The organism is Promicromonospora sp. NPDC023987 (genome assembly GCF_040639055.1).
Classification (GTDB): Bacteria; Actinomycetota; Actinomycetes; order Actinomycetales; family Cellulomonadaceae; genus Promicromonospora.
Genome location: NZ_JBEZZF010000018.1, coordinates 45,530 through 70,638 on the forward strand (window position 1 = coordinate 45,530; position 25,109 = coordinate 70,638).

General features: G+C 68.9%; 21 protein-coding genes and 1 tRNA gene. 8 read left to right on the forward strand and 14 right to left on the reverse strand.

Going from position 1 to position 25,109, the window contains the following annotated elements:
* The first annotated feature begins 141 nt into the window (after positions 1-141).
* A complete protein-coding gene (locus AB0F40_RS10950) occupies positions 142-1,134 on the forward strand; it encodes a LuxR C-terminal-related transcriptional regulator (RefSeq protein WP_357466606.1) in 993 nt (330 codons plus the stop codon).
* On the opposite strand, the gene AB0F40_RS10955 is transcribed toward AB0F40_RS10950, so the two are convergent.
* The 5 genes from AB0F40_RS10955 to AB0F40_RS10975 form a co-directional block, all read right to left on the reverse strand.
* Positions 1,127-1,414: a hypothetical protein gene (locus AB0F40_RS10955; protein ID WP_357466608.1), complete on the reverse strand. Its 288-nt coding sequence runs from the start codon at positions 1,412-1,414 to the stop codon at positions 1,127-1,129. The genes AB0F40_RS10950 and AB0F40_RS10955 overlap by 8 nt on opposite strands.
* A 6-nt stretch (positions 1,415-1,420) precedes the next feature.
* Positions 1,421-1,573 carry a hypothetical protein gene (locus AB0F40_RS10960; protein ID WP_357466610.1) on the reverse strand — a complete coding sequence of 51 codons (153 nt, stop codon included), beginning with the start codon at positions 1,571-1,573 and terminating at the stop codon, positions 1,421-1,423.
* Between the two features lie 189 nt (positions 1,574-1,762).
* Positions 1,763-3,358 carry a peptidase inhibitor family I36 protein gene (locus AB0F40_RS10965; protein ID WP_357466612.1) on the reverse strand — a complete coding sequence of 532 codons (1,596 nt, stop codon included), beginning with the start codon at positions 3,356-3,358 and terminating at the stop codon, positions 1,763-1,765.
* 207 nt (positions 3,359-3,565) lie between these two features.
* On the reverse strand, positions 3,566-4,744 hold the full coding sequence (locus tag AB0F40_RS10970; protein ID WP_357466614.1) for a non-reducing end alpha-L-arabinofuranosidase family hydrolase: 1,179 nt from the start codon (positions 4,742-4,744) through the stop codon (positions 3,566-3,568).
* A gap of 160 nt (positions 4,745-4,904) precedes the next feature.
* Positions 4,905-5,924 carry a LacI family DNA-binding transcriptional regulator gene (locus AB0F40_RS10975; RefSeq protein WP_357466616.1) on the reverse strand — a complete coding sequence of 340 codons (1,020 nt, stop codon included), beginning with the start codon at positions 5,922-5,924 and terminating at the stop codon, positions 4,905-4,907.
* Between the two features lie 95 nt (positions 5,925-6,019).
* On the opposite strand from AB0F40_RS10975, the gene AB0F40_RS10980 reads away from it, so the two are divergent.
* The 4 genes from AB0F40_RS10980 (at position 6,020) to AB0F40_RS10995 (ending at position 10,757) form a co-directional block, all read left to right on the forward strand.
* Positions 6,020-6,916, forward strand: coding sequence for a sugar ABC transporter permease (locus tag AB0F40_RS10980; protein WP_357466618.1), 897 nt, complete (start codon positions 6,020-6,022; stop codon positions 6,914-6,916).
* Complete coding sequence (locus AB0F40_RS10985) at positions 6,916-7,776, forward strand: carbohydrate ABC transporter permease (RefSeq protein WP_357466620.1); 861 nt, start codon at positions 6,916-6,918, stop codon at positions 7,774-7,776. The genes AB0F40_RS10980 and AB0F40_RS10985 overlap by 1 nt, the downstream gene beginning before the upstream one ends.
* Before the next feature lie 29 nt (positions 7,777-7,805).
* Positions 7,806-9,134, forward strand: a complete 1,329-nt coding sequence (locus AB0F40_RS10990) for a sugar ABC transporter substrate-binding protein (RefSeq protein WP_357466622.1) — start codon at positions 7,806-7,808, stop codon at positions 9,132-9,134.
* Between the two features lie 111 nt (positions 9,135-9,245).
* Entirely contained in the window at positions 9,246-10,757 is a 1,512-nt protein-coding gene (locus tag AB0F40_RS10995) for an alpha-N-arabinofuranosidase (RefSeq protein ID WP_357466624.1), read from the forward strand.
* 46 nt (positions 10,758-10,803) lie between these two features.
* Here AB0F40_RS10995 and AB0F40_RS11000 read toward each other — a convergent pair whose 3' ends face one another.
* The 4 genes from AB0F40_RS11000 to AB0F40_RS11015 all read right to left on the reverse strand — a co-directional run bounded on the left by AB0F40_RS11000 (position 10,804) and on the right by AB0F40_RS11015 (position 13,353).
* Positions 10,804-11,049 (reverse strand): helix-turn-helix transcriptional regulator, encoded by a 246-nt coding sequence (locus AB0F40_RS11000; RefSeq protein ID WP_357466626.1) that lies wholly within the window; start codon positions 11,047-11,049, stop codon positions 10,804-10,806.
* A complete protein-coding gene (locus AB0F40_RS11005; protein WP_357466628.1) occupies positions 11,049-11,546 on the reverse strand; it encodes a DUF2975 domain-containing protein in 498 nt (165 codons plus the stop codon). The genes AB0F40_RS11000 and AB0F40_RS11005 overlap by 1 nt, the downstream gene beginning before the upstream one ends.
* A gap of 257 nt (positions 11,547-11,803) precedes the next feature.
* Positions 11,804-13,117, reverse strand: coding sequence for an ATP-binding protein (locus AB0F40_RS11010; protein WP_357466630.1), 1,314 nt, complete (start codon positions 13,115-13,117; stop codon positions 11,804-11,806).
* A 162-nt stretch (positions 13,118-13,279) separates the two neighbouring features.
* A tRNA-Met gene (locus AB0F40_RS11015) sits at positions 13,280-13,353 on the reverse strand.
* A gap of 111 nt (positions 13,354-13,464) precedes the next feature.
* Here AB0F40_RS11015 and AB0F40_RS11020 point away from each other — a divergent pair.
* Positions 13,465-14,280, forward strand: a complete 816-nt coding sequence (locus AB0F40_RS11020) for a nicotianamine synthase family protein (RefSeq protein WP_357466632.1) — start codon at positions 13,465-13,467, stop codon at positions 14,278-14,280.
* Positions 14,281-14,385: 105 nt separating this feature from the next.
* Here the strand turns inward: AB0F40_RS11020 and AB0F40_RS11025 are convergent, their stop codons facing one another.
* Complete coding sequence (locus AB0F40_RS11025) at positions 14,386-17,415, reverse strand: UPF0182 family protein (protein ID WP_357466635.1); 3,030 nt, start codon at positions 17,413-17,415, stop codon at positions 14,386-14,388.
* A gap of 135 nt (positions 17,416-17,550) precedes the next feature.
* On the reverse strand, positions 17,551-18,657 hold the full coding sequence (locus tag AB0F40_RS11030) for a PDZ domain-containing protein (protein ID WP_357466663.1): 1,107 nt from the start codon (positions 18,655-18,657) through the stop codon (positions 17,551-17,553).
* A 172-nt stretch (positions 18,658-18,829) separates the two neighbouring features.
* Here AB0F40_RS11030 and AB0F40_RS11035 point away from each other — a divergent pair, with 172 nt between their 5' ends.
* Entirely contained in the window at positions 18,830-19,375 is a 546-nt protein-coding gene (locus AB0F40_RS11035; protein ID WP_357466637.1) for a SprT-like domain-containing protein, read from the forward strand.
* Here the strand turns inward: AB0F40_RS11035 and AB0F40_RS11040 are convergent.
* Positions 19,372-20,784: a zinc-dependent metalloprotease gene (locus tag AB0F40_RS11040; RefSeq protein ID WP_357466639.1), complete on the reverse strand. Its 1,413-nt coding sequence runs from the start codon at positions 20,782-20,784 to the stop codon at positions 19,372-19,374. The genes AB0F40_RS11035 and AB0F40_RS11040 overlap by 4 nt on opposite strands.
* A 152-nt stretch (positions 20,785-20,936) precedes the next feature.
* Between AB0F40_RS11040 and AB0F40_RS11045 the strand changes: the two genes are divergently transcribed.
* Entirely contained in the window at positions 20,937-21,998 is a 1,062-nt protein-coding gene (locus AB0F40_RS11045; RefSeq protein WP_357466641.1) for a ThiF family adenylyltransferase, read from the forward strand.
* An 80-nt stretch (positions 21,999-22,078) separates the two neighbouring features.
* Here the strand turns inward: AB0F40_RS11045 and AB0F40_RS11050 are convergent, their stop codons facing one another.
* Positions 22,079-22,444: a WhiB family transcriptional regulator gene (locus tag AB0F40_RS11050; protein ID WP_274993364.1), complete on the reverse strand. Its 366-nt coding sequence runs from the start codon at positions 22,442-22,444 to the stop codon at positions 22,079-22,081.
* A 558-nt stretch (positions 22,445-23,002) separates the two neighbouring features.
* Positions 23,003-25,027 (reverse strand): ATP-dependent DNA helicase UvrD2, encoded by a 2,025-nt coding sequence (locus tag AB0F40_RS11055; protein WP_357466643.1) that lies wholly within the window; start codon positions 25,025-25,027, stop codon positions 23,003-23,005.
* Positions 25,028-25,109 lie beyond the last annotated feature (82 nt).

Genomic DNA, 25,109 nt, shown 5'->3' on the forward strand with positions numbered 1-25,109 from the left:
GCCAGGCGGACCGGCTCAGGTGGTCGTGGGAGGGGATGAATTCGGGGCAAAACCCTGTCCGAGCCTGGCACCCTGTGCAAACATGCGACACCGGGGCGGCCACCCGGGGCCCGTTCGTCCGTTCGATCGGGGAGTCAGAGGATGCTGCAGAGCCTGGGGATGTCCAGTACGGCCGAGTCGGTCTACCTGCAGATGCTGAGGGATCGCGACGCGGGGCCGGACCGGATAGCGGACGCGCTCGGGGTCGACGAGGCGCAGGTCCACGACGCGCTGGACGAGCTGTCCCGCCTGATGCTGGTCGAGGACTCCTGGGCCGGGGACGACGGGCTTCGTCCGGTCAGCCCGGAGGTGGGGCTCGCCGCACTGCTCGCCCGGGAACAGGCGGAGGTCGCACGGCGCAACCAGGAGATCGAGGAGGGCCGGGTGGCGCTCGCGCGCCTCGTCTCCGAGCTGCAGAACGTGCGCAAGGGGCCGGACGTCGAGGTCCTCGAGACCGCTGCGGAGGCGAGGGACCGCCTGGCGACGCTCACGGAGCAGTGCACGCAGGACCTGTGCACCTTCGTGCCGACCCGGGCGACGTCGTCGCGTGCGCTGGAGTCGAGCCGTGCGCTGAGCGAGACGCTCCTGGAACGCGGCGTCCGGATGCGCACCGTCTACCTGGAGAGCATCCGCAACGACCAGGCGACCTGGGACCATGCGACCTGGCTGCGCAACAACGGGGCAGAGGTGCGGCTGGCCGCGACCGTCCCCGTCCGCCTGCAGATCATCGACCAGGACCACGCGATGGTCCCCCTGACCGATACCGAGTCGGGTTCCGGAGCAGTCGTGATGACGTCCCCCGGCGTCGTGGCCGCCCTCATGGCCCTGTTCGCCCAGACCTGGCGTTCGGCTACCCCGCTGGGCGCCGACCGGCGGCACGACGACGACGGCCTGTCGGTGCAGGAGCACGAGCTGCTCCGGCTGTGGGCCAAGGGAGCCACCGACGAGGCCGCGGGCCGCAGGCTCGGGGTGTCCCTGCGCACGGTGCGCCGCCTGAGCAGCGGCCTCATGGAACGGCTGGACGCCTGCAGCCGCTTCCAGGCGGGGGCGCGGGCGCTGGACTGCGGCTGGCTGGATCCTGCGGACCTCAGCTGAGCCCTGCCGGGCTGCAGGCCCTGACCGTGCCCAGCGTCCAGCCCGGCAGCTCGAGGGAGTCGGCGGCGGCGAGCACCAGCCGGCACCCCGTCGCTGCCGCCTGGTCCAGCGAGACCAGGAGAAAGAGCACCACACCGAAGCCGGCGGGCAGCGACCCGACGTAGACGTGCATCAGCTCGTCCTGCGGGACGGCCACGGCCCGGACCGCCTCGGCGACCTCCGCCGACGTCGTCCAGGCCGCGGTGCGTGGCGCCTCGACGACGATCCTGACGATGCGCATCGATCGTCAGGGTTGGGCGGAGGTCGGCGGAGCCGACTCCCACTGGGGGTCCGACTCCCACTGCGGGTCGGACGCGTTCGCCACGCCCTGGCCCGCGGCGGTGAGCAGGACCGCGGTCAGGACGACGGCGGTGGCGCGCTGGAGGACGTTGAGCTGCACGATGATTCTCCGTTCGACGGGGGCTTCATGGCTTCTGCCTTGATCCTTTCCCGCCTCTCGGCACGCAACAAGGGATGCGGGCTGTCACGAAAGTGCCCCAGCGACTCCTGCCGCGAGAACAAGAAATGGCACGGTCCTGCCATCGCATTCGGTGGCAGGACCGTGCCATTTGCTAGCCGTGCGCGAGGGTCACATGTTCACGCGGATCCCGAAGTCACCGCCGTACACGTTGGTCACGTGCACGCTGGTCGAGGTGCGTGGTGATGATGCCTCGACCATCTGGCCATTTCCTAGATATATGGCGACGTGATAGGTGCTCGACCAGCCGCCCCACATGATCAGGTCGCCGCGCCGCAAGTTGCTCATCGAGACCTTCGTGCCCTTGCTGAGGTGCGCACCGGTGTACGTACCGATGTCGACGCCCGCGCCCTGCCAGAACGCGTACTGCGTCAGGCCGGAGCAGTCGAAGCCGTACCGGCTCCGGTCGTCGTAGCCGCCAGGGCTGCAGCAGACGCCGTAGGTCGGGCCGTACTTGTTGCCGCCGCCCCACGAGTAGGTGTAGCCCTGACCGGTCTGCGACAGCGCGGCCTGGATGACCCGTTCGACCTTCTGCGCGTAGTCACCGCTGGTGTCCCCACCGCCGCCACCGCCGCCGCCACCTTCTGTCACCGGGCACTCGGAGCTCGTGACGAACTTGTGGGAGGCGTTGTTGTTGTACAGCGTGCCGTTCAGCTGCCCCTTGAAGCCGGCCGCCACCTCTTGCGCGGAGCCGCCGTAATAGCTGTTGAAGTAGACGCAGACCGTCTTGCTGGACCGGTTCCACACGGACGCGGCGTTGTTCTTGATGCATTCGCCCTGGCCGGAGCCCGCACCCTTGAAGTCGTAGCACGACGGCTGCGTGGTGCCGTAGTCACCGACCGAGTCGGTGAAGTCCGAGATCGACCCTGCGTTCCCGCTGTTGTAGTAGTAGCAGAGCTCACCGCTCTCGCAGGTACCGCTGCGCGAACCACTGCCGGGTGCGGTCGCGCCGACGAACTGGTGAGAGGCGTTGTTGTTGTAGACGGTGCTGTTGAGCTGGCCCTTGAAGCCCGGCGCCACGTCCTGGTACGAGCCCCCGTAGTTGCTGTTGAAGTAGACACGGACGGTCTTGCTCGACCGGTTCCAGACGGATGCGGCGTTGTTCTTGATGCACTCGCCCTGGCCGGCGCCGGCGCCCTTGAAGTCATAACAGGTGGGCTGTGCGTCGCCGTAGCTGCCGGCGGACTCGGTGAAGTCCGAGATCGACCCTGCGTTCCCGCTGTTGTAGTAGTAGCAGAACTCGCCGCTCTCGCAGGTGCCGCTGCGTGCACCGGTGTCCGTGCCGGCGGTCCCGACGAACTGGTGCGAGGCGTTGTTGTTGTACAGCTCCGCGCTGAGCTGGCCCTTGTAGCCCGCGCCGATGTTCTGGTACATACCGCCGTAGCCGGTGTTGAAATACACCCGCACCGTCTCGCCGGTCCGGTTCCACACCGAGGCAGCGTTGTTCTTGATGCATTCGCCCTGGCCCGAGCCCGAACCCTTGAAGTCGTAGCACGACGGCTGCGTGGTGCCGTAGTCACCGACCGAACCGGTGAAGTCCGAGACCGATCCGGCATTGCCGCTGTTGTAGTAATAACAGAACTCGCCGCTGTCGCAGTTCCCGTCACGTGCCGCGGCGGACGCGGGGGCCGCCACACCCACCACGGCCGCCAGCATCGAGGCCATCAACGCGAAGACCGCGAGAAGCGCAGACGCTCTTCTCCTCATTGTTTCTCCCTCCATCAGGTCGCAGAGCGACCCGCATTCCTGCCGGCTCGGGATTCCGCACCGGATAGGGAGATGTTGGCAATCATCCTCAAGTGCCGGGAAGTGGGAGAAAGGTGCCACGCCTGTCTGATGTCACCCCGGGACAGCGGCCAGGACCCTGGCCGCAAGGTGCGACGTGCACACCTGGCAGCCGTAGGCCACCGACAGCTACCGCTCCTCGCACAGGGCACTGATCGGGTTGGGTCCGTCCGCGGTGAGCAAGCCCAGGCGGTACGGCAGGTCACCGTAGCCACCGCCCTCGACGACGTCGTCGGGGTCGTAGCCCTGGAAGATCATCTGGAGCGGCTCGCAGGGGTCGATCGTCGGCGTCATGCCCCGCTGGGTGCGCAGGAGCTCGCCGTGCGAGACGTCGACCGACCACGGCTCGGTCTCGTAGGTGACGTTGTTCGACCGGGCGAACGGGTTCTCCGCCGTGTCCGCGAGGGGCACCCACTCGTCGCCGTCGGCGTCGGGCGAGTCGGCGGTCCACGACCGGTACAGGCGTGCGCCGTCGTCCCCGATCGCCTCCATCAGCAGGAGGTACTTGCCGGTCCCCCGGATCTTGTACAGCGCGCCGGCCTCGAAGAAGTCGAAGCGATCGGCCTCCTCACGTGCGATGACGGTGCTCTCGTCGTACCCGTTCGGGAAGTCCGCGACCGACGTCTCCGACCGGTAGAGGTGACCGTTGTCGTCGGAGGAGAACAGGTAGCACTTCCCGCGGTCACAGATGTTCCAGAAGTCGAGCCAGTAGCCGTTGCCGATGTTGTCCTGGATGACCTGTGGCATGTCCGAGTAGAAGTGCTTCGGCGCGCTCCACGAGGTGGGGTCGCTGATGTCCTCGGTGGTCGAGTACGCGGCGTTCCCGTCCTGGTAGATCAGGTACCAGAGCTGCTGCGGCTCGAACCAGAACACCTGCGGCGCAGCCCGGTACCCGGGGCCGATAGCTGTCTCGTCCAGGTAGTGGATCGGCGCGGCGTCTGCCTCCGACCAGTCGGTGAAGCTCTTGTAGGCCATGTGCCAGCCCATGCCCTCGCCGGGCGTGGTCGTCATGAACACGTGGTACTTGCCGCCGGACCGGACGACGCTCGGGTCCTTGACCGCCACCGAGTCGTGCTCCTGGTCTGGCATGGGCGTGATCACGGGATCGCCGGTGGTCCAGCGGAACGACGGCGTGTCCGACGCCGCCGGCCCGGTGGGCTGGGCGGCCAGGCTTGCCGGCGACGTCTGCGGCGCCGGCTGCGGCGAGCCTGCCTGCGCGACGGGCGCCAGCCCTGCGACGACGGCGAACGCGGCCGTGACCACGGCTGCCTGGGCAGCGCGAACGGTGGTGCGGAACCTACGAGTCATCTGCGTGCTCCCTTGCACGAGTGCGGTCCGATCGCGAGAACTTTAACGTTAAAGAACGATTTCGACAAGGTCGTTGACACGGCCCACGGACCGCCCTACTTTATCGATAAACACCTGCCCGGTGGCGGGCTCTCAAGGAAGAGAAGCTATGACCGACCGACTAGCGGCCGCGTGCCTGATCGAGCGTCGACTCACGCACGACGATCCGCGCCGACATCACCGACTCCACCACGTCGCCGACGTCGGACGAGTCCGCCTCGACACGTCGCAGGAGCAGCTCCATGATGCGTTCGGCCATCGTGTCGTTGTCCGGGTCCATGGTGGTCAGGCGGGGGACGAGGTACTCGCTCTCCGCGTCGTTGTCGAAGCCGACCACCTGGACGTCGGCGGGCACGCGCAGGCCGATGTCGGCCAGCGCGCGCAGGGCACCCATCGCCGCGGCGTCGGTCAGTGCGAACGCCCCGTCGAACCGGACGCCGTCGCGGTGGAGCCGCAGGACGGCCTCGTGACCGTCCTTCGTGGTGAACGAGGCGGCGTCGACGACGAGACGCTCGTCGACCGGCACGCCCGCGGCGGCGTGTGCCTTGCGATAGCCACGGGTGCGCAGCGTCGCCATGCTGTCGACGCCGTCGTCCGTGCGGCCACCGATCAGGGCGATCCGCCGCGCGCCGCGCTCCAGCAGGTACGACGTGGCGAGCTCCGCACCACCCACGTTGTCCATCATCACGTGGTCGAACTCACCGGCCAGACGGCGCTCGCCGAGCAGCAGCACCGGCACCTCGACGCCGGCGCGACGCACGTCCGCCGTGTCGATCTGCACCGGGCTGAACACCACGCCGTCGTAGGGGCGCACCCGCTCGGGGGAGATGGCGGCGAGCTCGCCCTCCCTGCTCGCTCCGGTGCGCTCGATGATGACGTGATACCCCCGCTCCCGCGCCAGGGTGTCGAGGCGAGCGGCGAGGTGGGAGTAGTACGGCCCGTCCAGGTGGGGAACCAGCAGGCCGATGGCACCGGTGCGGCCGGCGCGCAGCTGGCGCGCGGTCGCGTTCACCCGGTAGCCCAGCCGGGATACCGCCTCGAGCACCCGGGCACGAGTCTCGTCGCTCGCCCCCGGCCGTCCGTTGATGACGTTCGACACCGTCATCTTCGAGACGCCGGCCTCGAGTGCCACATCGCTCATCTTCACCACGCCGCCCATCATGACACCCCGCGATCGGCGGCCACGTCCGCTCGCGCGGGTGCCACCCGGCTCTGATCAAGGAGGACCAGACCGCCGTGAAACAGCTCCTGTACTCGAAGAGGCTCGCGCCGTACCTCTTCATCCTGCCGTTCCTGGTGACCCTCGCCGTCTTCTGGGTCGTGCCGCTCGGCCGGTCGTTCGTGATGAGCACCCAGGAGGTGCTCTACGGGCAGGCGACGTTCATCGGGCTCGCCAACTACGAGCGGCTCTGGGGGGACCGCATCTTCTGGCAGGCGCTGTTCAACAGCCTCCGGTACATGGTGCTCACGCTCGTCCTGCTCATCCCGATCCCGCTGGCACTCGCCGCCCTGGTCAACTCGAACATCGGCAGCGCCCGCATCAAGGGCCTCTTCAAGGCCTCGATGTTCATCCCCGCACTGACCTCTGTCGTGGTCGCGGGCATCGTCTTCCGGCTCATGTTCGCGGAGTCCGACTCCGCGATGATGAACCAGGTCATGGAGTTCTTCGGGTTCGGCCCCGTCCGCTGGCTGCGTGATGACCTCACCGGTCTCGTGGCGCTGCTGGCCATCGCGCTCTGGCGGTGGACCGGGGTCAACATGATGTATTTCCTGGCGGGGATGCAGGCGATCCCGACCGAGTACTACGAGGCGGCGTCGATCGACGGGGCGAACAAGTTCCGGCAGTTCATCCACATCACGATCCCCAACATCAAGCCGACCATCGTGTACGTCGTCACGATCAGCGTCTACGGCGGCCTCTCGATGTTCCTCGAGAGCTTCATGCTCTACGCGGGCAACAACTCGCCCAACAACCAGGGCCTCACGGTCGTCGGATACCTCTACCGCAAGGGCATCGAGGAGAACGACCTCGGCTTCGCCTCGGCGGTCGGTGTGGTCCTGCTCGTCGTCGTCATGACCCTGAACATCGGCTACCTCGCCGCCAGCGGCACCTTCAAGAAGGAGGCCGCGTGATGGCCGCTCAGCCGACCGCCCGCCGGTCGATCACCCCGTCCGCCGCTGCCTGGATCCAGGGCGCGTTCCTCGTCGTGATCGCGCTGATCTCCCTGGTCCCGCTCCTGGCGATCTTCGTGGGCACGTTCCAGGACGGCAACGAGGTGATCCGGCGGGGCATGACGTTCGACGTCGACCTCGGCACGCTGAGCCTGGACAACTACGTGCTGCTGTTCACGGACTCGGGGCCGTACTTCCGCTGGTTCGCCAACACGCTGCTGCTCACGATCGCGCAGGTGGCGGGCACGCTGCTGGTGAGCTCGTTCGTGGCCTACGGCTTCGCGATGTACGAGTTCAGGACCAAGACGCTGTGGTTCATCATGGTGCTGCTGGTCATGACGGTGCCGTTCGAGATGCTCATGCTCCCCCTGTACGTCCAGGTGAACGACATGGGGCTGGCCGACACCTACGCCGTGATCGTGCTCCCGTTCCTGGCCGCGGCCGTGACCATCTTCTTCTTCCGCCAGTACTTCCTGGGGATACCGAAGGAGATCATCGAGGCCGGCCGGGTCGACGGCGTCAGCGAGTTCGGGATCTTCTTCCGCCTCGTGCTGCCGATCACCAAGCCCGCGATGGCCGCCATGGCGATCCTCAACGGGATGCTCTGCTGGAACAACTTTCTCTGGCCGCTGCTGGTGCTGCGCAGCCCCGAGAAGTTCACGCTCCCCATCGGCCTGAACACGCTCCTGACGCCGTACGGCAACAACTACGAGCTGCTCATCATCGGGGCGTTCTTCTCGCTGATCCCCGTCCTCATTCTTTTCCTCGCATTCCAGCGGTTCTTCATCGAAGGAATCACCGCGGGAGCGGTCAAAGGCTGACCCCTCCCCAGATCGAACGGAGAAAACTCATGACAAGGCTACGGACGACGGTGTCCGCGCTGGTCGCCGCAGTGGCGGTGACGGTGCTCACCGCCTGCGGCGGCGGACAGCCGGAAGCGCCCGTCAAGAACGCGGACGGCTCCACGACGCTGAACATGTGGACGTTCGCCGACGTGCACGCCGCGTACTACGAGGAGATGGCCGAACGCTGGAACGAGGCCAACCCCGACAACGAGATCCAGCTCGAGGTCACCGTCTACCCCTACGACGACATGCACAACAAGCTGCAGCTCGCCGTGAACTCTGGCGAGGGCCTGCCCGACGTGGTGGACATCGAGGTCAACAAGTTCGCCAACTTCGTCAAGGGTGAGAACCCGCCGCTGGTCGACCTGACCGAGGCAGCGGCCCCGTACAAGGACGACGTCGTCCAGGCCCGCCTCGACCTGTACAGCAAGGACGGCAAGATCTACGGGTTCCCGACGCACGTGGGCGCCTTCACCACGTTCTACAACACGGAGGCCCTCGAGGGCGCCGGCATCGACTACACGACCATCAAGACCTGGGACGACTTCAAGGAGGCCGGGACCAAGTACAACAAGGAGACCGGAAAGGCGTTCGGTGTCGCCAGCACGAGCGTCATGTTCCTCGAGCCGCTCATCGCGGCACAGCTCGGCGGCGAGTTCTTCGACGCCGACGGCAACGTGCAGGTGAACAGCCCCGAGGTCGCCGAGACCCTCTCGATGGTCCAGGACATGCAGGACGCCGGCGCCGTCTCCACGATCCCGGGCGGGAGCCCCGACTCCGAGGAGGCGTTCGGCGCCATCAACGACGGCGACTACGCCGCGATCGTCTACCCGGCGTGGTACACGTCCCGGTTCGTCGACTACATGCCCGACCTCGCGGGCAAGGTGGCCATCGCGCCGGCGCCCGTCACTGACGACGCCGTCGTGCAGACGATCGGTGGCGGCGGCACCGGCGCGGCGGTCCCCGCCGTCTCGCCGAACAAGGACCTCGCCGCCGAGTGGCTCGCGTTCGCCAAGCTCTCCCCCGAGGCGAACGTCGCCGTGTGGGAGGTGCTGGGCTTCGACCCGGTGAACATGGCCGTCTGGGAGGACGAGGACGTCACCAAGAACCCCGACAACAAGTTCAACAAGTACTTCCAGACGAACCTGTTCGACGTGCTGAACGAGGTGAAGGGCGGCATCGGGCACTTCGAGTCCTTCAGCGACCCCAACTGGCCCACCGTGGACGACACCTTCCGCACGGTCACGCTCAACGAGATCTACGAGAACGGCACCCCGGCCCAGGAGGCCCTGGACCAGGCGCAGGCCGACCTGCAGAACCAGCTGGGGCAGTAGGTCCCCGAGCCGTTCGAGCGCACACGCCGGGCGGTTGCCGTGCCCCACGGCAGCCGCCCCGCGTGCGCGACGCAATGCCGCACGCCCCCACCACCGAGGAGTACATCACTCATGCTGTCCGCATCCGTCACCATCGACCCGGCGTTCGTCGTCGGCCCGGTGCGCCCCCGCACGTTCGGCTCGTTCGTCGAGCACCTGGGCCGCAGCGTGTACACAGGTCTGCACGAACCCGGCCACCCGACCGCCGACGCCGACGGCTTCCGTGGCGACGTCGTCGACCTCACTCGCGAGCTGGGCGTCACGACGGTGCGGTACCCCGGCGGCAACTTCGTCTCGGGGTACCGCTGGGAGGACGGGATCGGACCGGTCGAGCAGCGGCCCCGGCGCCTGGACCTCGCCTGGCACTCGACCGACCCGAATCTCGTGGGCATCGACGAGTACATGCGCTGGTGCGCCCGGGCCGGTGTCGAGCCGATGCTGGCCGTCAATCTCGGCACGCGCGGGGTGCAGGAGGCCCTGGACCTGCTCGAGTACTGCAACGTGCCGGGCGGCACGCAGTGGAGCGACCTGCGCAGGGCCAACGGCGCTGAGGACCCGTACCGGATCAAGATGTGGTGCCTCGGCAACGAGATGGACGGGCCGTGGCAGATCGGCCACAAGACCGCGCACGAGTACGGGCGGCTCGCGGCCGAGACCGCACGAGCGATGCGCATGGTCGACCCGGACCTCGAGCTCGTGGTGTGCGGCTCGTCGGGGTCCCAGATGCCCACGTTCGGGGAGTGGGAGCACACGGTGCTCACCGAGGCGTACGAGCATGTCGACCACATCTCGGCGCACGCCTACTACTGGGAGGAGGACGGTGACCTCGCGTCCTTCCTTGCCTCCGCCGTGGACATGGACCACTTCGTCGACGCGGTGGCCGCGACCGCCGACGCCGTGCGCGCGGCAGGCAAGCACCGCAAGCGGATCCACGTCTCGTTCGACGAGTGGAACGTCTGGTACCAGAAGCGCGCCGAGTCGCGGCCGCCGTCGGGCGACGACTGGCCCGTAGCGCCGGTGCTGCTGGAGGACCGGTACAACGTCGCCGACGCCGTCGTGGTCGGCAACCTGCTCATCTCCCTGCTGCGGCACACGGACCGCGTGCACGCGGCGTCGCTCGCGCAGCTCGTCAACGTCATCGCGCCGATCATGACGGAGCCGGGTGGGCGGTCCTGGCGGCAGACGACGTTCCACCCCTTCGCGCTCACCGCCCGGCACGCCGCCGGCGACGTGCTGCGTCTGGCCGTGGACGCGCCCGTGCAGGAGACGGCGAAGTTCGGCGCCGTCCCGGTGCTCGACGCCGCCGCGACCCATGACACGGCGTCGGGCGGCGTCGTGGTGCTCGCGGTGAACCGGTCGCTGACCGACGACGTGGCGCTCGACGTCGACCTGCGCGGGTTCCCCGGGCTGCGGGTGGTCGAGGCGCTCACGCTGGCCAATCCCGACCACACGTGGTCGGCGACGGCGGACGACGCCACCTCCGTGCTGCCACGGCCCAACACGACGGCGAAGGTCGCCGACGACCGCGCGCACGTCGACCTGCCGCCGGTGTCCTGGTCGATGCTTCGGCTGGAAAGGATCTGACTCCCGCGGAACGGTCGAGCTTGCGGTCAGCCCTGGACCGGAGCCGTCAAGGGCTGACCGCTGGACCGCTCCCGGGCTCGATGCTGTCGTCGGGGACCCACCGCAGAACGTCTCCGGGCTGGCAGTCGAGCACCTGGCAGATCGCGTCGAGCGTCGAGAAGCGAACCGCCTTCGCGCGTCCGTTCTTCAGCACGGACACGTTGGCCGGGCTCAGGCCGATCGCCTGCGCGAAGTCGCCGACCGGCATCTTTCGCTTCGCGAGCAGCACGTCGATGTCGACCACGATGGCCATCAGAGCACGCCGTCCAGCTCGATCTGTGCGCTCGTCGCCCGCTCGACGAGCCGATGAGCCACGAACATGACGCCGAGCAGCGCTGTGCCGATCAGGCACCCGAGGCCGCTCATCATCCACAGTCCCAGCGATTCCATACCGTCGGCGGGCGTCGGGAACTCCGCGAAGGTCAGGAACAGGAACAGGCCGAGAGTGAGCAGTGTCGCGACGCCGATCGCCGCGCTGATCGTGATCACCCACGGCCGCGATCCCGGCCGGAAGAAGACGCCGGTGTGGGCACGGAGCAGCAGAGCCCAGAGGGCCACGAGGGACACCTGCGCGCAGGCGATGAAGGCGATCCCGGCGGCCAGGAGCGGCACACGGTAGGGCTCGTACGGCGGGAAGTACTCGACCTCGTCGGCCGCGATGCCAGGCAGGATCACGGCCTGGGCGAAGAGGCTGAGGACCAGCCCGAGCAGGATCAGAAAGGTGAGGACGACGAAGACTATGCGGTTCATGCATCGAGTATCGAGGATGATCGCTCGATATTCAATAGGTTTGGGATGCTAATCGATCGATGACTGGGCGGCTGGCCACATGGCAGGCGAAGCCGCCCTGCGGAGCCCGACCGGTCCGCGGTCCATGCTCAGGGCATCGTGCACCGACCGGGGGTGTGACTGCGAGCGCGGAACCGATCGTTCTTGCTCCCCTGAGTTCGCCTCACTCGCGCTCGGAGTTCGGGCGACACGGCGGGAGTCTGGTCCGGCGCGGTGATTCACGGCGCGAGCATCGTCAGTGGGACAAGGTCGACACCGTCGTCGCGGCGGGTTGCGATGCCGCCGTTGGTCAGGACGGCCAGGAACGCGCACCGGTTGTCGTCGACGAGTGCAGCCATCTGACGAAGCTGCGCCGCTGCGCCGTCGACAACCTTCTGCGTCGTGCCGAGCTTGACCTCGAACGCACCCCAGCGACCGTCGGGAAGCTCGACGATGGCGTCGACCTCGAGCTTCTTCTCGTCACGGTAGTGTGTGACACGGCCACGCAGCGGCTGGGAGTAGACCCGCAGGTCCCTGATGGCGAGGGACTCGAAGAGCGTGCCGAGTGCGAGCACATCCGACGTCAGCCGCTCGACTCCGGCGCCCAGAGCTGCAGCTGCCAACGACGGATCGACGAGATGTCGCTTCGGGGTCGACTGCAGGCGCCTGGCCGACCGGACGCTCGGCCCCCACGCGGGCTGATCCTCGATGATCCGCAGGCGCCTCAACGCGTCCAGGTGAGCAGCAACAGCCTTGCGGCTAGTGGCATCCGCGCCCTTCTCCGCGGGCGGCAGGGTGTGGCCAGGTTCCCCACCCCGGGCGTCGCGTGCGACAGCAGCCTCCCCCATCTGGGTGGCAACTCCGCGCGCCAGCGAGCGGATGACCTTCTCAGCCACATCTGGGCTGAGATTCTCCCCGGTGGCTCGAGAGATGTCGTGCTGCCGGATCAGCGAAAGATAGTTCTCGTTCGCCCTCGCCGCTGCGACGACGCTGCGCTTCTGGTTGGCTGGCCAGCCGCCGACCACTACCCTCTCGGCGATCGCACGCCGTGCGGAGGTCGCGTCCCACGACGGGGCAAAACCACGCGGAGCCTTGCCATCGAACATCTGCCGCAGGGACACCTGCCCGGTGGAGTGACCTGACTCGAACAAGCTCATCGGACGCATCTGCAGCACCGCGTACCTGCCGGCACCGGTATGACGACGGGCGTCATCGTCCGGCGTGGACGAGCCTGTCAGAATGAACTGCCCATCCGCCTGACGACGATCGACCTCACGCCGCACCTTGTTCCACAGGCTCGGTGCGTACTGCCACTCGTCGAGCAGGACCGGCACCTCGCCCTTGAGCAGGAGGCCAGGGTCGACGTCGAGCGCCGCCTGGAGTTGCAGGTCTTCCTCGTCGTCGACGCGGACAACCGTCCGGGCGAACTGCATCGCAGTCCAGGTCTTGCCGCAGTACTTCGGCCCTTCGATCAGCACCGCTCCGGCAAACCCCAGAGCCTCTCCAACCTCGGCATCCATCACACGTGGCAGGTAGTCGCCCGAAATCACCATGCATCGAGGATACACATTACGCGGCTTTCAGGGGACAGTTTACGCGCAGGGCAGGGGGCAGTTTTCACATCAGAACGCCCATCGAAGCAGAAAGGATCGACACATCCTCGCTCCAGGCAAAGCAGAAGGCCCGGAACCAGGTGGTTCCGGGCCTTCATTTTGTAGCGGGGGCAGGATTTGAACCTGCGACCTCTGGGTTATGAGCCCAGCGAGCTACCGAACTGCTCCACCCCGCGGCGGTAACCCCTACTTTACGCACGCCCGGAGGCTGAGTGCAAACCCGGCCGGGCAGTGGAGACGCAGGTCACAAGCGATCGAACCGATCCGGCCATGGAACGATCGTCCCCATGACGACGGAGCTGAGCGATACCACCCTGACCGCCGACAGGATCGTCCACCTCACCGACCAGCTTTCCACCCTTTCCCACCTGCGGCCGGACCCACACACGAATGCGCTCTTCGGCGATCTGGTGCAGGCGATCCTGTCGGCGCCCGACCGCCAGGCCCGCGAGATCCTTGCGCACCCAGAGATCGAGAGCCGGAGGAGTGCGATCCGAGATCTCTCCGCGCGCGGCGAGACCGCGCTCGAGCACGCCTGGGCCGAACATATCGCCACGGCGCCCGACCCCAGGGCCGCGCTGGCCACGTTCCCGTACCTCGACAACTATGACCGGCTCACTGCGCTCGAGGTGCGCCTCCTCGTCCACGCGGGCGGCGCGCCGAGGTCGGTGGCAATGCTCGGCTGCGGGCCGCTCCCCCTGAGCACCCTCGGCTACGCCGACGCGCTCGGCTGCCCTGTCGTCGGCCTCGACCGGGACCCAGCGGCGGTCGACCTCGCCCGACGGGTCGCCACCCGGACCGGGGCGTCCCGGGTCCAGTTCGAGGAGGCCGACGCCGCCGACGTCGGCCTCATGGGCTACGACGCCGTGGTGCTCGCGGCACTGGTGGGCGAGACGCCGTCGGCCAAGGCGGCGATCCTGCACCGGGTAGCCGGCGCCATGCGGCCTGGCGCGATGCTGCTTGCGCGCAGCGCGCGCGGTCTGCGCGGCCTCCTGTACCCAGCGGTGGACCTGGGCGCGATGCCGGGCTTCGAGGTGCTGGAGGTCGTGCACCCCACCGACGACGTCATCAACTCGGTGGTGGTGGCCCGCAGGCGCGACTGAACGCGCTCTGCGGCCGGCCCTGCCCGTGCATGGCAAGGGCCCCCGGCGCGAACACCGGGGGCCCTTGTCTGACACGTACCGCACGCTCAGCGCGCGACGGGAGAGCTACCCCGCCGATCCACCCTGCGCCTGCTCGGCCGCGATCGCGTCCTCCAGCGCCTGCTGGAGGCGATCCTGCGCCTCACCGTAGGCGGCCCAGTCACCCTCCTGCTGGGCGGCAGTGGCTTCCTCCATGGCGGTGGCCGCCTCCTGCAGCGCGGCGTCCAGCTCCGTGGAACCGCCACCACCGCCGCCGCTACCCGGCTCTTCCGTCGCCGGGGCAGACGGCTGACCGGAGGGCTCGCCGGTCGGTTCCGTGCCCGGCTCACCGGTGGGCGGTGCGATCGGCGCCTCGTCCTCGGCCGTGCCCGCATCACTGGCCTCGACACCCGAGTCGCCCTCGAACACCTGGTCCAGCGCCTCGTCGAGCGTGTCGGCGAAGCCGATGTTGTCACCGAAGGCGACCAGCACCTTGCGCAGCAGCGGGAACTGCGTGCCACCGGTCGACTGGATGTACACCGGCTGCACGTACAGCAGACCACCGCCGATCGGCAGGGTGAGCTGGTTGCCGCGCCGCACCGTGGAGGAACCGAGCTCGAGGACGTTCAGCTGTTCGGAGATCGTCGGGTTCGAGTCGAAGTTGTTCTGCACCTGGCCTGGGCCGGGCACCGTCGTATCTCGTGGCAGCTCCAGCAGGCGTAGCTTGCCGTAGCCCTCGGCTCTCTCGCCGTCCTTGCTCCCAGCGTCGGCGTCCGCGGCGAGGAACCCGGTCAGCACCTCGCGGTCGGTGTTACCGCCAGGGATGAAGGTGGACGTCAGGGAGAACGCCGGATCCTCCTGGCCTGGCATCTGCAGCGTCAGGTAGTACGGCGGCTGCAGCGGCGCCGGCTCCACGTCCGAGGTGGGGTCGGCCGGGTTGTTCCAGAAGTCCTGGCCCGAGAAGAACTCGGAGGAGTCGCTCACGTGGTACTCGCTGAGCAGGGTGCGCTGCACCTTGAACAGGTCCTCCGGGTACCGCACGTGGCTCATCAGGTCGCCCGAGATCTCCTCCATCGGCTGGACCGACGCCGGGAAGACGTTGGTCCAGGCCTTGAGGATCGGGTCCTCGGCGTCCCACGCGTACAGGTCGACGGACCCGTCGTAGGCGTCGACGGTGGCCTTCACCGAGTTGCGGATGTAGTTGACTTCCTCCGGCAGCTCGATGGGGGCGCCCTGCTGCTGGGTCAGCGTGTCCGCCACCGCCTCGTCGAGCGGGGTCGACGCGGAGTACGGGTAGGCGTCGGTCGTGGTGTACGCGTCGACGATCCACTTCACGCGGCCGTCGACGACCGCCGGGTAGACCTTGTTGTCGAGCGTGAGCCACGGCGCGACCTTGCTGACGCGCTCCTGGGGGTCACGGTCGTACAGGATCTGCGACTCGCTCGTCACGCGGTCGGAGAACAGGAGCTGCTCCTCGCCGAACTTCAGCGCGAACAGCAGCTTGCTCCCGAACGAGCCGACGCTCGGCCCGGCGTCGCCGGTGAACGTCGTGTTGACCTGACCACCGTTCTCCTGGTCGTCGGCCTGGTAGTCGAGCTCCCACGCCTCCGTGCCCTCTGGCGCACCCACGATCGAGTAGGTCTCGGTGCTCGGGCTGAAGTAGATGCGGGGCTCGTACCCGTCCTCGAGCTCACTGATGGCGCCCTCGGACGGGATGCCGCCCTCGAAGAACGCCGGGCGTCCGTCCGGGCCCGTCTGCTCGCCGAACGCGGCCACGACCCCGTAGCCGTGCGTGTACACGGTGTGGTCGTTGACCCAGTTGCGCTGGTCCTGGCCCAGGCCGTCGAGGTTCAGCTCGCGCACCGCGATCACGGTGTCGCGGGACTCGCCGTCGATCTCGTAGCGGTCGACCGACAACGAGTCGTCGAAGTTGTAGTACTGCTTGTTCTGCTGCAGCTGGCGGAACGACGGCGACACGATCTGCGGGTCCAGCAGACGGATCGACGCGGCGGTCTCGGCGTCCTCCCGCAGCGCGCCCTCCTCCGCCTCGGTGGTGGCGTCGTACTGTTCCTTCTCGACGTCGTCGATGCCGAACGCCGACAAGGTCGCGTCGATGTTGCGCTGGATGAACTCGCTCTCCAGCTCCTGCGCGTTCGGGTTCACCTGGAAACGCTGCACGACCGCGGGGTAGATGCCGCCGATCGCGATGGCGGAGACCACCATGAGCCCGACACCGATGGCCGGCAGCCGCCAGTCACCACGGAACGCGGTGACGATGAACAGCACGGCGACGAAGATCGCCACGACCGCGAGGATCCCCTTGGACGGGATCACGGCGTTCACGTCGGCGTAGGAAGCGCCGTCGAAGCGGTCGCCCGTGTTCGTCAGGAGCGAGTAGCGGTCCAGCCAGTAGTTCGCGGCGATCAGCAGCAGGCCGACCGATCCGACGACGGCCAGGTGGATGCGCGCGGAGGGAGTCGTACGAGGACCGCCGGCCGCCGACGGCCCGACCCGGAGCCCGCCGTACAGGTAGTGCGTGATCAGCCCGGCGATGCCGGCGATCACGACGACCGAGATGAGGAACCCGACGCTGAACCGCAGCATCGGCAGCGTGAAGACGAAGAACCCGAGGTCCATGTTGAACTCGGGATCGGTCTCGCCGAAGGACTCGCCGTTGAACGCCAGCAGCACCGTGCGCCACTGCGCGGACGCCGCGAGGCCCGCGAAGAAGCCGACGAGCACCGGTGCGGCGATCATCACCACCCGGCGCAGCGGCTCGACCGCCTCACGGTACTGGTCGAGCGTCGCCTGCTCCGGCGTGCTCGGGGCGTAGATGGGGCGAGACCGGTAGGCGGCGGTGAAGGACCAGAACACTGTCCCAGCCATGATCAGGAACCCGGCGGCGAACAGGGCTCCGCGGGTGCCCCACTCGGTCCAGATCACCCGGGAGAACCCGAGCTGATCGAACCACATCACCTCGGTCCAGAACTGGGCAAGGAGAAGCAGCGCCGCGACGACGACGGCGACCGCGACTACCGCCACCCCCAGCGGACTGCGTCGTCGGGCTCGGGGGGCGCCGCCGCCGGAAGGGCGACGAGGTGCTGCGGCGAAGGACACGACTGCGTTACCTCACGTCATCAAATGGTTGGGCCGTACCAAGATGGAACGGCCAGGCTCTGCTCAAGGTTCCCAACACAAGGTTCCCACATCCTCCAGAAGTGCAACACGTAGGTCTTCAGCAACACCCGGAGGTCAGGAACACTTCGGGAGGCCGGCACCCTCGCCGCGCCCGATCTGCTGGACGGCGTCATAGGCCTCGGCGAGCGTCGCCACCCGCACCACGTTGAGCCCGTCGGGCACGTTGCCCACCACCTGCGCACAGTTGTCCGCGGGCGCGAGGAACCATTCGGCCTCGTCGCGAACGGCCCCGTACAGCTTCTGCTCGATGCCGCCGATGGGACCCACCGTGCCCTCGGGGCTCATGGTCCCCGTACCGGCGATGACCTGGCCGTTCGCCTCGTCCTCCGGCGTGAGCTTGTCGATGATCCCGAGCGCGAACATGGTGCCGGCGCTCGGCCCGCCGATGTTGTCGATCTCGATCGAGACGTCCACGGGGAAGTCGTACTGCGGGTCGATGAAGACGCCGAGCACCGCCCGCTCCCCGTTGCCCGTGGTGGTGATGTCGACGGTCGTCGCGCGCTTGCCGCGCTGCACGCCGAGCGTCACGACGTCACCGGGACTCGTCTCGGCGAGCCCGTCGATGAGGTCCGCGTAGGTACCGACGGGCTCACCCTGGAACGCGGTGATGACGTCGCCCTCCTCGAGCTTGCCCTCGGCCCCCGAACCCGGCTCCGTCCCGGCGACGTCCAGGACGGCGGGCACGTCGTAGCCGAGCGCCGGGTGCGTCAGAGCCGCGACCGTGGCCGACTCCTGAGAGGACACCATCTCGGCCTGGCTGAGCTCCTGCTGCTGCTCCTTGGTGGTCGCCTCCGGGAAGATGGCTTCCACCGGGAGCACGGAGCGCTGCGGGTCGAGCCAGCCCTGGATCACCTGCCCGGACAACATCGGGTAGCCAGGACCGCCGAGCACGGACACCGTCGTCAGGCGCAGGTCGCCCGTCGACTCGTACGTCCGGGCGCCGTCGATCTGGATGAGGTTGCGCTGCAGCGTGTCCTCGGTGGGCCCGGGCGAGCGCATCGCGTACGGCGTGGGCACCACGAGCGCCACCGCGGCGAGAACTGCCGTGGCCAGCAGGGAGGCACCCAGCGTCACGGTCCGGCGCGTAATCGGTGCGACGGCGTCCGGCGCGTCGCCGAAGGGCGAGGGCTCGGGCTGCGGGGCGTGCTGGCGGTCGCGCATATCAGTCACCGGCCCATCATTCCTCACTTGGCTGGGGGTTCCGTGAAAGCGGCCCGACGGCGCCGCGGGACCTGCTCGCACCAGGCCAAGCACTACGCCGTCGGGCAAAGAATTTCCACTCGAACGGTGTGTTATAGCCCACGTCACGCCGATAACACGCTACGGTCGTTCCGTGGCCCACGACGCCTTGACGTCCGTGGAGGTGCGCCGGAGCCGCCGTCGCACCGCCACGGTGAGCGCATATCGCGACGGTGGACGAACCATCGTCGCCATTCCCGCGCGCTTCTCTCGGGCTCAGGAACGAGAGTGGGTGGCCAAGATGGTGGCCCGGCTGGAGGACAAGGAACGGCGCCGCCGTCCGTCCGACCAAGAGCTGATGGACCGTGCCGGTGAGCTCTCCATCAAGTACCTCGACGGCAGGGCCAGGCCATCGAGCGTGCGCTGGTCGTCGAACCAGGGTCGACGCTGGGGGTCGTGCACGTTGCTCGACGGCTCCATCCGGATCTCCACCCGGGTCCAGGGCATGCCGTCCTGGGTGCTCGACTACGTGCTGCTGCACGAGCTGGCCCACCTGCTCCACGCGGGCCACGGTCCGGAGTTCTGGAAGATCCTGGAGGTCTACCCCCGGACCGACCGGGCGCGCGGTTTCCTGGAGGGCGCGTCGTTCGCGCAGGACGACCCCGGCCAGATCACCTCCGACGAAGGGGACGACGACTAGGGGGTCTGGTCGGCCGGGCCGTCCTCGTCACCGAAGATCTCCTTGAGCGCCGCGTCCACGTCGGCGTGCTCGTTCTCCGCGGCCTCGCGGCGCACCAGGTAGCCCGCCGGGTCGTCGAGGTCCTGCGTACCCGGCAGGAGGTCGGGGTGGTCCCACACGGCGTCGCGCCCCTCGGCGCCCTGGGCACGGGCCACTATCGAGAACAGGGTCGCCGCGTCGCGCGACCGGCGCGGCCGCAGCTCCAGGCCGACCAGGGTCGAGAACGTCTGCTCGGCGGGCCCGCCGGCGGCGCGCCGGCGGCGGATCATCTCCCGCAGCGGGATCGCGTGCGGCAGGTGCGGCAGGGTGGCGACGGCACTGACCTCGTCGACCCAGCCCTCGACCAGCGCGAGCGTGGTCTCCAGGTTGAGCAGCACGGACTTCTGCTCGTCGGTGTTCTGCAGCCCGAACACACCGCCGGACAGCGCGCTGCGCAGCGCGTCGGAGTCGGCGAGGTCGATGTCCCGCACCTGGGACTCGAGCGCGTCGAGGTCGATCGTGATGCCACGCGCGTAGCGCTCCACTATCGACAGCAGGTGCGACCTGAGCCAGGGGACATGGGTGAACAGCCGGGCATGGGCGGACTCGCGGACCGCCAGGAACTGCCGGACCTCCTCGATCGGGGCGTCGAGACCCTCCGCGAACGCGGCCACGTTGGTGGGCAGCAGCACGGTGTCCGGGCTGTCCAGCAGCGGCAGGCCGACGTCGGTGGCGCCGAACACCTCGTGCGAGAGCGTGCCGGCGGCCTGGCCGACCTGCATGCCGAACACCGCCGAACCGAGCCGGCGCATCATCTGGGCCGGGTCGATCGACCCGCCGAGACCGTGCAGCACACCCGCGGGCATCCCCGGGATCGCCTCGCCGTCGTCGATGCCCTCCGGCAGCTGGTCGCGCAGCACGGTCGCCAGCGCCTCCGAGACCGAGGAGGCGACGGGGGCCGCCAGCTGGTTCCACACCGGGAGCGTGGCCTCCACCCACTCGGACCGGTTCCAGGCGCGCCTCGTCCCGCCCGCCGGCGGGAGATCGGTGACGGCGTCGAGCCAGAGCTCGGCCACGGCCAGCGCGTCGGTGGCCTCCTTGGCCTGCTTCCCCGTCAGGGACGGGTCGCCCTTGCTGACGGCGACCTGCCGCGCGACGTCGTGCGCGACGTCGGCGTTGACCGGTCCGGTGCCCTCGGCCGAGAGCATCTTCTGCACCTGGGCGAGCGCGTACTGCATCATCACCGGGTCGGGTGGCCCGCCGAGGGCGGTCGGGTCGATACCCCGCTCGCGCATCTCGGCCATCACTTCGTCTGCGCCGTCGCCGAGCATGGAGCGCAGCATCTCCTCCCACGACTGGGGGGTCTCGCCGGGCTGGTGCTGGTCGCTCATAGGGTCACCGTAACCGGGTCGGCAAGACCTACGCCGTCCATTTGGCTCTGGGCGCACACGGGAACTTCCGGCTCTCGTGATGCTTTGGATATACCTCTGGAACTGTGGACGAGCGTCCGCGGCGACCGCCGCCGTCGGGCATCGTTGTGGGCATGAAGCCCCCTTCTCTCCTCCGGCTGCGGCCGGGCACGCCGGTGCTCAGCCGCGGCGGCGGCCAGATGCAGTGCGGATCCGACCCGCGCTGGTCGTTCGTGCTGTCGGGGCTCACACCTGCCGAGGAGACGTGGCTGGAGGAGATCGCCGAGCGCCGGCACGTGACGGTCGAGCAGTCGGCGGCACGGTGCGGTGTGCCCACCGAGCGGCGCGACGAGATCATGACCGCCCTGTTCCGCGCGGGCGTGCTCGTCCCGGTCCCGGTGCCGGGGAGCGTCGGTGTGGTGGCCGCTCCTGCCGACGGTGCCGCCGACGCGACCGTGCTCGGCATGCTGCGGCCCGACGGCGCGGGCCTCGCGACCCTGGCGGACCGCGCGCGACGCATGGTCGGCGTGGTCGGTCTCGGGCGGCTGGGGACGGCCGTCACGCTGCACCTGGCGACGGCGGGCGTCGGCACGCTCCTCCTGCACGACCCGCTCCCGGTGCAGATCACCGACGTCGGGCTGGGTGGGCTGCGGGCCGTCGACGTGGGACAGGCGCGCGACGCCGCGGTGCGATCCCTGCTGGCGGAGCGTTCACCGCGCGTCGCCGTGCGGGTGGACGACAGCGGGGCGGGTGGGACAGGGATGGACCCGACAGCTCTCGACGTCGTGGTGGTCACCGAGCCGCACGCCGCCCACCCTGCGCGGTACCAGCGGCTGCTCGGCCTCGGGGTGCCGCACCTGCCGGTGGTGGTGCGCGAGGCGGACGTCGTCGTGGGGCCCTTCGTCCGGCCGGGGCGGTCGGCGTGCGTGACCTGCGTGGACCTCGCCCGCGCCGACGCCGACCGCGAGTGGCCGGCGCTGGCGGCCCAGCTGCGCGAGACGGCGGAGCCGACGCACGAGGCGACGCTCGCCGCCGTGGCAGCGGCAACGGCCGCCGGTCAGGTGCTCGCCCAGCTGGACGGGCACCGGCCGTCGGCCGTCGGTGCGTGCCTGGAGATCGCGCTCCCGGCGGGACTCCCCCGCGCCAGGCCGGCAGACCCGCACCCGCGCTGCGGCTGCGTGACCCTCCCTGCCTGAAGCTCCCGTTGAGTGCTGGGTATTTGTCGGTTCAGGGCGGCTTCCCCGACAAATAACCAGCACTCAACGCTGCGGCGTGGTCAGGCCGCTGCTACGTTCTCCGACTTGCGGGGCCGGCCGCGGCCACGCTTGCGAGCGACCACGGCGCCGTCGACGAAGACCTCGCCGCCCCAGACGCCCCAGGGCTCGTTGCGCTCGAGGGCGCCGGCGAGGCAGCCCTGCATCAGGGGGCAGGTGCGGCACAGGGCCTTGGCCTGCTCCACCTGGGTGCTGTGCTCGGCGAACCACAGCTCCGGGTCGTTGGTACGGCACGGCAGCAGTGTGTCCATCAGCCGGTTGAACTCCGCCGAGTCCGAACCGGTCCCGCTCGTGGCGGGGTGTTGAGGCGGGTCCCAGGGGCCCGAGCCGCCCTGGGGAAGTGTGTCGAGGAGCGCAGTGAGGCGCACGGTTGTCTCCTGTGTCCTGTATGGATGAACGTCGTCGGTGAACGTTGGGGGAACAGGACCCCGGGCTAGATCTCTGCCGGCCGGCCCGACAGGGTCGGGTCTCCGGGCAAAAACTAAGGCCGCGGGTCCTAGATGGACTCCGCGGCCTGGGTGACTCGGTCGTTAGACCGGCGAGTCTCCTGGAGATGCGGAGTCGGGTGCGAGAGCGGACGGCTTGCTGCCTCCGCGGTGAGTGCGCACGCGGAAAGACAGAGCTGCGCCGGTAGCCGGAACGGGCTCGTTGCCGAGCATGTACGCGCACACCTGCAGATCCGTCTGCGAAATCATGTTCATCTCCAAGACACCCACCTCCTCACTCGAATCCGGGCCAGACCTTAAGGCCTCGCCCACTGCCGTCAGGGACATGTGAACACTATGCCTGGCCGCCGTGGCGAGCCAACTCTTTTTCCAAACTTTCTTGAGAAGTTTTTCGGACCGGCTGGGAGGGCTCGCTGTACTGCCCTCCCGGACGCGCCGGAACCACTCGGAACTTCCTCGTCCGACCACCTGACGAGCCGCTCAGGGACTCGGTTCAGCGGGTGCGCTCGCCACGATCGCGAGGATCGTGGCGCCGTACTTGTCGATCTTCGCCGGACCGATCCCGTCCACGCGAGCCAGTTCGGCTATGGCCGAAGGTCGGATCTCGGCGATGGCCGCAAGGGTCGCGTCCGTGAGCACCGTGTAGGCGGGCTTGTCCGTCTCCCTGGCCACCTCGAGGCGCCACCCACGCAGGGCGTCGAAGAGTGCGGCGTCGTGGACGCCCGTCAGGAGCGTCCGCGCCCGGCCCTTCGGCACGCTGCGGGCACGCGGTGCGCGCGCCTCGTCGGGCCACAGCCCGTCGAGGAACCTCGTGCGTTTGCGCGTCGCACGACCGCCCGGGTTGCGCGCGCGCCCGAATGACACCTCCAGGTGCTCACGGGCACGGGTGATCCCCACATACAGCAGACGACGTTCCTCGTGCACGGCGGCGTCGCCCTCCGCCAGCGAGATGGGCATCAGTCCTTCGCTCATACCGACGAGGAAGACGGCATCCCACTCCAGGCCCTTCGCCGCGTGCAGCGAGGCGAGCGTGACGCCCTCGACAGTCGGCGCGTGCTGCGCGGCGGCACGCTCGTCCAGCTCGGCGACGAGCCCGACGATGGTCGCCGGGCTCTCCGGGGTCGCCGCGGCGGCCAGGTCGTCGGCGAGCGAGACGAGCGCCTGCATGGCGTCCCAGCGTTCCCGGGCGGCACCACGCGCGGCGGGTGCCTGGTCGGCCCAGCCGGCGGCGGCGAGGACGTCGCGCACCTGGTCGGGCATGGGTAGCTCCGGGTCGGCCGAACGGGCCGCGCCACGCAGGAGCACTATCGCGTCGCGGACCTCCTTGCGCTGGAAGAACCGCTGGCCGCCACGCACGAGGTAGCCCACACCGGCGTCGGCGAACGCCGCCTCGAAGGCCTCCGACTGGGAGTTCGTGCGGTACAGCACGGCGATCTCGCTCGGCTTCACGCCCGACCGGATCAGGCGTGCGGCGCGGGTGGCCACACCCTTCGCCTCCGCCTCGTCGTCGTCGTACGCGGTGAAGGCGGCCGGTGGGCCGGGCTCCCGCTGGGCGACGAGCTCCAGCGCCTGGTGAGCGCCGCCCGCACGGCCCGCGCGCTTGAGCACCTCGTTGGCGAGGTTCACCACCTGGGGCGTGGAGCGGTAGTCGCGCACGAGGCGGATCTCCTGCGCCTCCGGATAGGTACGCCGGAACTCCAGGAGGTGACGCGGCGAGGCACCGGTGAAGGAGTAGATGGTCTGCGACGGGTCGCCCACCACGCACAGCTCCTTGCGACCGCCGAGCCACTGGTCCAGCAGGAACTGCTGCAGCGGCGACACGTCCTGGTACTCGTCCACGACGAAGCGCCGGTACTGCGAGCGCACCTCGTCCGCCACGTTCTTGTGGCTGTTCAGCATGTCGCCGAGCATGAGGAGCACGTCCTCGAAGTCGATGACCTCGCGTTCCGTCTTCACGTCCTCATAGGCCGTGATGAGGCGCGACACCGTCTGCGGGTCATAGCCCGACGGCGCCTCGCGGCCGGTCGCGGACGCCGCCCTCTCGTAGTCGTCCGCCGTGATCAGCGAGACCTTTGCCCACTCCACCTCGCTGCTCAGGTCGCGGACGGCCACGCGGTCCACGCTGAGACCGAGCCGGCGCGCCGCCTCCGCGATGATCTGTGCCTTGTGCTCCTGCAGCCGGGGCGGGGCACCGCCTACGACGCGCGGCCAGAAGTACCCGAGCTGGCGCAGCGCAGCGGCGTGGAACGTGCGGGCCTGTACGCCCTGGACGCCGAGCTCGCGCAGGCGGGTGCGCATCTCCCCGGCCGCACGTGCCGTGAACGTCACGGCCAGCACGCTGGTCGGCTTGTAGGCGCCGATGCGGACGCCGTACGCGATGCGGTGCGTGATGGCGCGCGTCTTGCCCGTCCCCGCTCCGGCGAGCACCACCACCGGTCCGTTGAGCGCGAGGGCGACCTCGCGCTGCTCGGGGTCGAGAGCGGTCAGGATCGCGTCGGGGCTCATCGGTCCAGGATGATTCGAACCGGCGGCGGAGTTGGTCTGGGTGAGCATCGTCTGCGATTCTCGCAGCAACCACTGACAAGGA